At 70.5% G+C, this 8,523-nt stretch carries 7 protein-coding genes and 1 pseudogene; 6 read left to right on the top strand and 2 right to left on the bottom strand.

Translation table 11 applies throughout. The features are described from left to right. Both D7V77_RS38105 and D7V77_RS38110 read right to left on the bottom strand, forming a co-directional pair. Positions 1 to 106, bottom strand: a pseudogene (locus tag D7V77_RS38105) (IS5/IS1182 family transposase); the annotation flags it as partial. Between the two features lie 45 nt (positions 107 to 151). Next, entirely contained in the window at positions 152 to 1,402 is a 1,251-nt protein-coding gene (locus D7V77_RS38110) for a cell division protein ZapB (protein ID WP_126936300.1), read from the bottom strand. A gap of 123 nt (positions 1,403 to 1,525) precedes the next feature. On the opposite strand from D7V77_RS38110, the gene ureA reads away from it, so the two are divergent. The 6 genes from ureA to D7V77_RS38150 form a co-directional block, all read left to right on the top strand. Next, a complete protein-coding gene (ureA, locus tag D7V77_RS38125) occupies positions 1,526 to 2,311 on the top strand; it encodes an urease subunit gamma (RefSeq protein ID WP_120581142.1) in 786 nt (261 codons plus the stop codon). After that, complete coding sequence (gene ureC, locus D7V77_RS38130) at positions 2,308 to 4,023, top strand: urease subunit alpha (RefSeq protein ID WP_120581143.1); 1,716 nt, start codon at positions 2,308 to 2,310, stop codon at positions 4,021 to 4,023. Before ureA ends, ureC begins: the two co-directional genes overlap by 4 nt. Positions 4,024 to 4,035: 12 nt before the next feature. Continuing rightward, a complete protein-coding gene (locus D7V77_RS38135) occupies positions 4,036 to 4,698 on the top strand; it encodes an urease accessory protein UreF (RefSeq protein ID WP_120581144.1) in 663 nt (220 codons plus the stop codon). Positions 4,699 to 4,724: 26 nt separating this feature from the next. After that, complete coding sequence (gene ureG / locus D7V77_RS38140; RefSeq protein ID WP_120581145.1) at positions 4,725 to 5,441, top strand: urease accessory protein UreG; 717 nt, start codon at positions 4,725 to 4,727, stop codon at positions 5,439 to 5,441. A 98-nt stretch (positions 5,442 to 5,539) separates the two neighbouring features. Continuing rightward, a complete protein-coding gene (locus D7V77_RS38145; protein WP_368666232.1) occupies positions 5,540 to 8,020 on the top strand; it encodes an ATP-binding protein in 2,481 nt (826 codons plus the stop codon). Then, positions 8,020 to 8,523: DUF6597 domain-containing transcriptional factor (locus tag D7V77_RS38150; RefSeq protein ID WP_120581147.1), on the top strand; the 504-nt coding region annotated here is incomplete at its 3' end. The genes D7V77_RS38145 and D7V77_RS38150, both read left to right, overlap by 1 nt.

Below are 8,523 nucleotides of genomic sequence, written 5' to 3' on the forward strand. Positions count from 1 at the left end.
GCACTTCGCGGTGGTCCTTGTTCGGTCGGCCCCGCGCGGGTTTCTGGGGCGGCAGCAGTCCTGCCAGCCGCTCCCATTGGGCGTCCGTCAGCTCTCCTCGGCTCATGCCCTCCTAACACCCGGCTCCACTCGAACTATTTGCGGACACGTCCTAGTAGCGGGTGATGTCGAACGTGCTGTAGTTCTTGTACAGCTCGCTGACGTGATCCGCCGTCAGGTTGACCGCGTCCTTGTGGTTGTTCGTCTTCCACTCGGCGGTGTTCGCGTCCAGCAGGCGGTTCGGGCCGTCCGTCTTGTGCAGGCCCAGCACGTGGCCCTCCGCGGCCTCGCCCGACTTGCGCAGGCCGATGCGGTAGTGGCCGTTCTCCTTCGTGCCGTCGTACAGCTTCTGCGCGAAGGTGTCCTGGGTGATGGGCTCGAAGTCCTGCACCTTCACGCCCGGGTGACCGCCGCCACGGCCCGTGCGGAAGTCGTCCACCATCGCGGCGATGCCTTCCTGCTTCTTCGCGATGGCGGCCTGGTCCTGGTTGAGCTGCGCCATCCCCGCCTTGATGTCCTGGGTCAGCTCGCTGCGCTGCTGCTTCAACCCCTGGCGCTCCTCCGGCGAGAGGTCCGGGTTGGTGAGCAGCTCGTTGATCTCCTTGCGCTGCGCGCTCTTGCCCTGGAGCTCCTTCACGCTGCCCTGGAGCTTGTCGATGTCATCCATGTGCGCGCCGTTCAGCTTCGTGAGGGCGTCGCTCTGCAGGTGCTCGGCGTGCTGCTTGTCGATGAGCTTCCCGAAGTGGTTGTCCGTCAGCTTGCCGAACGCCTGCGAGCCCTTCATCGGGTCACCGCCCGCCTCCTTGCCGGTGCGGATCCACTCGGAGGTCATCGCGCTGCACACGCCCGCGTCCGTGCCCGCGGGCATGTTCGGCTGCTTCAGCATTGGGTGGCTGCTCTGGTCCGTGTAGCGCAGCACGTCCGCGCCCGGATTCTCCAGCTTCATCTGCTCGACGATCTTCTGGATTTGAGGGCTCGGCGTCATGGCCTTGCCCTTGCCCGGCGTGCGGCCCAGGGCCATGTCCGCGATGTCGCTCTCGGAGAGGTTGGGCGACTGCAGCTGCGGACCCTGGAGCGAGCTCGCGTCGATGTTCGGGCGCGACGACGAGGCCTGGGGGCTGCCGGTCGGCTTGAACGCGTCACCCTGGGGCGTCGTCCCGGTGGGAGTCGTCGGCCGGGAGACACTCGGCGAGCCCGTGGGCGACGCGGTGGGCGAGGCCGTGGGCGACGCGGTGGGGGTCGACGGCTTCGCGCCCGTCGTGCCCGGCTTCGAGAAGGTCGGCTGGGCCACCGTGTTCGTCGTCTTCGGTGGGGCGGGAGGCGCCTTGGGCGTCTTGGGGAAGCCGGCCTTGAAGCTCTTCATGGGGGGACTCCGGAGGGGGAGAACGGCGCGAGGGGCCTCCATCCTGGCTCACGCTGACGCGTCGCGCTAGGGTCTGGCGGGTCGGCGCATCCCGCACCCGGAAGAACCGAGGGAGTCGGACCCATGCATCTGTCCCCCCGTGACGTGGACAAGCTGCTCCTGCACCAGGCGGGCGTCGTCGCCCAGAAGCGGTTGGCGCGAGGCCTGCGCCTCAACTACCCGGAGGCGGTGGCGCTCATCGCCACGCAGCTGTTGGAGTTCATCCGCGACGGCCGCAGCGTGGCGGAGCTGATGGACCTGGGACGCCGGTTCCTGGGGCGCGCGCAGGTGATGGACGGCGTGCCGGAGATGTTGGCGGAGGTGCAGGTGGAGGGCACCTTCCCGGATGGCACCAAGCTCGTGACGGTGCATCACCCGGTGGTGGCGGAGCACGGGGACCTGTCGCTGGCGCTCTACGGCAGCTTCCTGCCGGTGCCGCCGCTGGAGCGCTTCACCGTGCCCGCCGCGTCACCAGAAGGGCCCCCTGGACTCGTGCGCGCGGCGGAAGGCGCGCTGGAGCTCAACGCGGGCCGCAAGGCCATCACCCTGCGCGTCACGCACCGGGGCGACCGGCCCATCCAGGTGGGCAGTCACTACGCGTTCGCGGAGACGAACCGAGCGCTGGTGTTCGACCGGGGCCGCGCCTACGGCCACCGGCTGGACATCCCCGCGGGCACTGCGGTGCGCTTCGAGCCCGGCGAGGTGAAGACGGTGTCGCTGGTCCCCATCGCGGGCGAACAGGTGGTGCGCGGCGGCAACGCGCTGGGCAGCGGCAAGGTGTCCGATGAAGGCCGTGAGCGCTTGCTCGCGGCGGTGCGCGCGCAGGGCTTCGGTCACGAGGAAGAGACCCCCGAGGAGGACCGCTCATGAGCCGCAAGCTGGACAGGCGCCACTACGCGGACATGTTCGGTCCCACCACGGGGGACCGGGTGCGGCTGGGAGACACGGGCCTGTGGCTCCAGGTGGAGCGCGACGCCACCGTCTACGGCGACGAGTGCAAGTTCGGCGGCGGCAAGGTGCTGCGCGAAGGCATGGGCCAGCGCGCGGGCACAGGCGACGCGGACGCGCTCGACTGCGTCATCACCAACGCGCTCGTGGTGGACTGGACGGGCATCTTCAAGGCGGACGTGGGCATCAAGGCGGGGCGCATCTCCGCCATCGGCAAGGCGGGCAATCCGGACGTCATGGCGGGCGTCACGCCGGGCATGGTGGTGGGCGTCACCACGGAGGTCATCGCCGGTGAAGGGCTCATCCTCACCGCGGGCGGCCTGGATACACATATCCACTTCATCAGCCCGCAGCAGGCGGACGAGGCCATCGCCAGCGGCATCACCACCTGGGTGGGCGGCGGCACCGGACCGGCCACCGGCACCAACGCCACCACCTGCACGCCGGGCGCGTGGAACCTGGCGCGCATGCTGGAGGCCACGGATACCATTCCCCTGAACATCGGCCTCACTGGCAAGGGCAACACGTCCCTGCCGGAGGGCTTGCTGGATCAGGTGCGCGCGGGAGCCATTGGACTCAAGCTGCATGAAGACTGGGGCACCACGCCCGCGGCCATCGACACGTGCCTCACGCTGGCGGACGCGGAGGACGTGCAGGTCACCATCCACACGGACACGCTGAACGAGTCCGGCTACGTGGATGACTCGCTGGCGGCGTTCAAGGGCCGCACCATCCACACGTACCACTCGGAGGGCGCGGGTGGCGGCCACGCGCCGGACATCATCCGCGTGTGCGGCGCGCCCAACGTGCTGCCCAGCTCCACCAACCCCACGCGGCCGTACACGGTGAACACGCTGGATGAGCACCTGGACATGCTCATGGTGTGTCACCACCTGGACCGCGAGATTCCGGAGGACGTGGCCTTCGCGGAGAGCCGCATCCGAGGAGAAACGATTGCCGCGGAGGACATCCTCCACGACCTGGGCGCCATCAGCATGATGGCCTCGGACAGCCAGGCCATGGGGCGAGTGGGCGAGGTCATCACCCGCACGTGGCAGACGGCGCACAAGATGCGCGAGCAGCGCGGGCGGCTCCCCGGCGAGCAGGGGGACAACGACAACCTGCGCATCCGCCGCTACGTGGCGAAGTACACCATCAACCCGGCCATCGCCCACGGGCTGTCCCACGAGGTGGGCTCCGTGGAGCCAGGCAAGCTCGCGGACCTGGTGCTGTGGCGGCCCGCCTTCTTCGGCGCGAAGCCGGAGCTGGTGCTCAAGGGCGGCTTCATCGCGTGGGGCCAGATGGGGGACGCGAACGCGTCCATCCCCACGCCGCAGCCGTACCTCATGCGCCCGATGTTCGGCGCGCGAGGAAGGGCGCGGGGCTCCACGAGCATCGCCTTCGTATCAGGGCGCGCCTTGAGGGAAGGCACCGTGCAGGGGCTGGGGCTCACCAAGCGGCTGTCCGCGGTGGTGAACTGCCGCGCGTTGGGGAAGAAGGACATGCGCCTCAACGACGCGCTGCCGGTCATCACGGTGGATCCGGAGACGTACGAGGTCCGCGCGGACGGAGAGCTGCTTCGCTGCGAGCCCGCCACCTGGCTGCCTTTGGCGCAGCGCCACTCGCTGTTCTGAGGACGGCGCGCCATGGCTTCCGGCTGGAGGGTGTTACAGCTGGCGGATTCGGGCTTTCCCACGGGGGGCTTCGCGCACTCGGGGGGCCTGGAGGCCGCGGTGCAGGCGGGCGAGGTGCGCGGCCCGGGCGACGTGCGGCGCTTCGTGGAGGCGCTGGTGTGGCAGGCGGGGCTGGGCGGCCTGCCGCTGGTGGGCTCGGCGTGGCGCGAACCCTCCGCACTGCCGGCGCTGGACGCTCGCGCGGACGCGTTCCTCACCAACCACGTCGCGAACCGGGCCAGTCGCACGCAAGGCAGGGCCTTCCTGGACACCTGCGCGCGCATCTTCCCGGAGGCCGTGGGGCCCGTGCGCGAGGCGGCTCGCGCGGCCCGTGTGAAGTTCCACCACGCGCCCGCGTTCGGCGCGGTGCTGTGCGCGCTGGCGGTGGAGCAGGAGGACGCCCTGCGACTCTTCCTGTCGCTCACCCTGCGGGGCGCGCTGTCCGCGGGCGTGCGCATGGGCGTCATCGGCACGCATGAATCCCACCAGGTGCAGCACGCGGCCACGCCGCTGCTGGAGGCCGTCCTGGAGCAATGCAAGGCATTGGGCGTGGAGGACCTGGCCCAGCCCGCGCCGCTGTGGGACCTGTTGGGCGCCACGCACGACCGGCTGTACTCCCGGCTGTTCCAGTCCTGAAGCAAGAGACGAAAAGGAAGCGCGACATGCACGACGACGACCACCGCGGCCATGGGCAGGACGGGCACGAGCACACGCACGAGGACTGGGACCACCCGGGCCATTTCGACGCTCGCGACAAGCCGCACCGGCGTGACTACTCGCAGCGGGCCTTCACGATTGGGATTGGCGGGCCGGTGGGCAGCGGCAAGACGGCGCTGGTGCTGGCCCTGTGCAAGAAGCTGCGCGACCAGTACCGCCTGGGCGTGGTGACCAACGACATCTTCACCAAGGAGGACGCGGAGTTCCTGGTGCGCAACCAGGCCCTGTCCCCGGAGCGCATCAAGGCGGTGGAGACCGGAGGCTGTCCGCACGCCGCCATCCGCGAGGACATCAGCCACAACCTGCTCGCGCTGGAGCAGTTGATGGAGGAACTGCACCCGGAGTTGCTCATCGTGGAGAGCGGCGGTGACAACCTGGCCGCGCAGTACAGCCGCGAGCTGGCGGACTACACCGTGTATGTCATCGACGTGGCGGGCGGGGACAAGGTGCCTCGCAAGGGCGGGCCGGGCATCACCCAGTCGGACCTGCTGGTCATCAACAAGACGGACCTGGCGCCGCACGTGGGCGCGGACCTGGGCGTGATGGACCGCGACGCCCGGAAGATGCGCGGCGAGGGCCCCTTCGTCTTCACCCAGGTCACGCACGACGTGGGGGTGGACTCGGTGGTGGGGCACCTGCTCGACGCCTGGCGTCGGAGATAGGAAGGCGCCTGGCGTCGGAGATAGGGACTGGACGAACGGTCCGTCCCGGACCGCACTCCGCCACTGACAGCCGGAGCGGGACGTGTAGTGTTCCGCCCGTGGGCATCCTCGAGCGGGCACGGGTGGAGTGGTTCGCGGCGGCCTTTGGACTTGTCGTGGGCACCACGATGGTCTTCGTGCCCTATGAGTTCGGGGCCGCCATCTTCCAGGTCATCTACCCGTACATCCGCCCGCTCGGCAGCCTCTTCCTGGTGGGCTCCGCGACGATGCTCGCCGCGATGCTGTACCCCACCTGGCCAGCGTTCGTGGGGTGGCTGGGCCGGGGGCTCTTCCTGGCGGCGGTGGCGTTCTACTGGTGGGCCGCCGCCGTGCTGCCCGGAGGCATCACGGGCCTCATTCTGTATCCGCTGCTGGCGGGACTGCTGCTGCTGGAGCGGACCCGCCGCTTCCAGGGGAGGGGCCTGCTGCCGGTGTTCATCGCCTGCGTGGCGCTGAGCTTCGGCGGGTTGATGGTCCTGGTCCCCAGCAGCTTCATCCGCATGTCGCTGCTGGCGTTCGGGCCGTTCATCCGGTTGCTGGGCGGCGCCTTCCTGGCGACGGGGGCGCTGATGGCGGTGGGGCTGTGGCGTGGCCACGAAAAGGCCTGCCGCATCGCCGCGGGCAGCTTGAGCGTCCTGTTCCTGAACATGACGCTCGCGTTGGGGTCGCGACGCTCCTGGGCCGGGATGGGCGTGTACGCGGTGCTGGCCCTGGCCTGTCTGCTGTTGTGGCGGATGCGTCAGGTCCCTGCCCCGTCCGGGGTGCGCTGGCGGCTGTTCCGGGGCATGGCCCTGGCGTCGGTGCTGCCCATCCTGGGCGTGGGGGCGGTGACGTCGTACGTGGCCCAGCGGGCCATCTCGGCGGAGCTGCGCGGCAAGGCGCAGCAGGCGGTGCTGGCGGAGACGGCGTGGCTGGAGCAGTCGGCGGCCATCGCGCGCTCGCTCTTGCGTTCTCAGAGCCAGGACCCGGGCTTCATCGAAGCGGTGCGCACCGGGGACCGCAAGGAGATGATTGAACGGGTGGAGTTGCTGGAGAACGACACCGGCCTCTTCGACGCGGCGTGGCTGCTGGACGCCACCGGGGAGACGCTGGTTCCGTCCAAGCGGCTGAACCGCCTCACCGGCAACTTCGCGGACCGGGAGTACTTCCAGCAGGCGCTCAACGGGGGCGACGCGGTCTGGGTGTCGCGGCCCTTCCTCACCCGCGCGGGGCTGCCCTTCATCGTCTTCTCCACGCGGGTGGACCTGGGGGAAGGCCAGCGCGCGGTGCTGGTGGGCGGGCGGTCCCTGCGGCGGCTGGGGCTCCAGTCGACGCTGGCCTCGCGCAGCTACCACGTGGAGTTGTTCGACCGGCGCGACGGCATCCTGCTGCGCGAGACCGAACGGGGCGACGTGCTCACGCGGGCGCCGGTGCTGGGAATGCTGCCCCCGAAGGCGCTGTCGGCGCGGGAGGGCCTGCTGGAGGCGTTCAATGAATCCGGGCTCCGCCTGCTGGTGGCGTACGCACAGGTGCCGGGCACGGAGTGGACGGTGGTGGTGACGGCGCGGCTGCGCGAGGCGTTCGCGCCGGTGACGCGCATGGGCGCGTGGGTGGTGGGCATCGCGGCGCTGGCGGGGGCCATCTCGCTGCTCCTGTCGCAGTGGGTGGGGCGGGACGTGGCGGTGCGGCTGGAGACGCTGCGGGACGGCTTCGCCGCGCTGGGCACGCCCGCCCTGGAGCAGCGGGTGCAGGCCCGGGGCGACGACGAGGTCGCGCAGCTGGCGGACGGCTTCAACGACATGGCGGCGCGCATCGACCGGACGCAGAAGGAACTGCGCGAGGCCATCGTCATCCGGGATCAGTTCCTCTCCATGGCGAGCCACGAATTGCGCACGCCGCTGACACCGCTGAAGGCGACGCTGGAGCTGCTCATCCACCAGTCGGAGTCCGGCGTGGGGCTGACGCCGGAGCGGCAGCGCGCCACCTTCGAGCGGCTGACGCGGCAGGTGGACCGGCTGACGCGGCTGATTGGCGACATGCTGGACGTGTCGCGGTTGCAGTCGGGGAGATTCGCGCTGACGGTGGCGCCCATGGACCTGACGGCGCTGGCGCACGAGGTGCTGGAGCGCATCCAGTCCACGCGTCCGGAGCGCCAGGGGTTGTTGTCCCTGGACGTCCCGGAGGGGCCGCTGGTGGGCCGGTGGGACGAGCAGCGGTTGGATCAGCTGCTGACGAACCTGGTGGAGAACGCCCTGCGCTATTCGCCGCCGGGGACGCCGGTGTCCATGCGGGTGCGCGAGGAGGAAGGGCAGGTGCGGGTGGACGTGGAGGACCAGGGCATCGGCATTCCGCAGGAGAGCCTGCCGCAGCTCTTTACGCCCTTCTTCCGCGCGCGAAACGCGGCTGAGCACTACGCCGGAGGCCTGGGATTGGGGCTGGCCATCTGCCGCGAAATCGTGGAGCGCCACGGGGGCCGCATCCAGGCGAGCAGCGAGGGTCCGGGGAAGGGCACGTGCTTCACGGTGTGGCTGCCCCGCGCGGCCGTCGCGGACGCGGCCTGATGCGCTACGTGGAGGCGAGCCCCTGCGCGGCGCTGGCGCCGTACGTCCAGTGCTACTGGGCGCTGGAGCTGTCGGGAGCGGCGCCGGTGGGGGTGCACCGGGTGCTGCCGGACGGGTGCCTGGACATCCTGGTGGACCTGACGGACAGGGTGGGGCTGCGCGTGGTGGGAGCGATGCGGGCGGCGGAGGTGGTGCCGTTGTCCGCGCGTGCGTCCTTCGTCGCGGTGCGCTTCCGGCCCGGAGGCGCGCAGCCATTCCTGAGGCTGCCCTTGCTGGAGCTGACGGACGCGAAGGTGGCGCTGGGGGACCTCTGGCCCCGTGAGGCGCGCGAGTGGCGGGAGCGGTTGGGCGCGGTGGAGGGGACGGCGGCCCGCTTCGCCCTGCTGGAGCGGCTCTTGCTGGGCCGGCTGCCCGGGCAAGAGGGGGACGTGGGGGTGCGTCACGCGGTGGACCACATCCTGGGAGCGAGGGGGCAGGTGCCAGTGCGTTCGCTGGAGGGGGTG

The sequence above is a fragment of the Corallococcus sp. CA041A genome (assembly GCF_003612075.1).
Lineage (GTDB): Bacteria > Myxococcota > Myxococcia > Myxococcales > Myxococcaceae > Corallococcus > Corallococcus exiguus.

Excerpts from the sequence above, each read along its gene's own strand:
- D7V77_RS38110 (WP_126936300.1), bottom strand. The coding sequence starts at position 1,402 with ATGAAGAGCTTCAAGGCCGGCTTCCCCAAGACGCCCAAGGCGCCTCCC.
- ureA (WP_120581142.1), top strand. The coding sequence starts at position 1,526 with ATGCATCTGTCCCCCCGTGACGTGGACAAGCTGCTCCTGCACCAGGCG.
- ureC (WP_120581143.1), top strand. The coding sequence starts at position 2,308 with ATGAGCCGCAAGCTGGACAGGCGCCACTACGCGGACATGTTCGGTCCC.
- D7V77_RS38135 (WP_120581144.1), top strand. The coding sequence starts at position 4,036 with ATGGCTTCCGGCTGGAGGGTGTTACAGCTGGCGGATTCGGGCTTTCCC.
- ureG (WP_120581145.1), top strand. The coding sequence starts at position 4,725 with ATGCACGACGACGACCACCGCGGCCATGGGCAGGACGGGCACGAGCAC.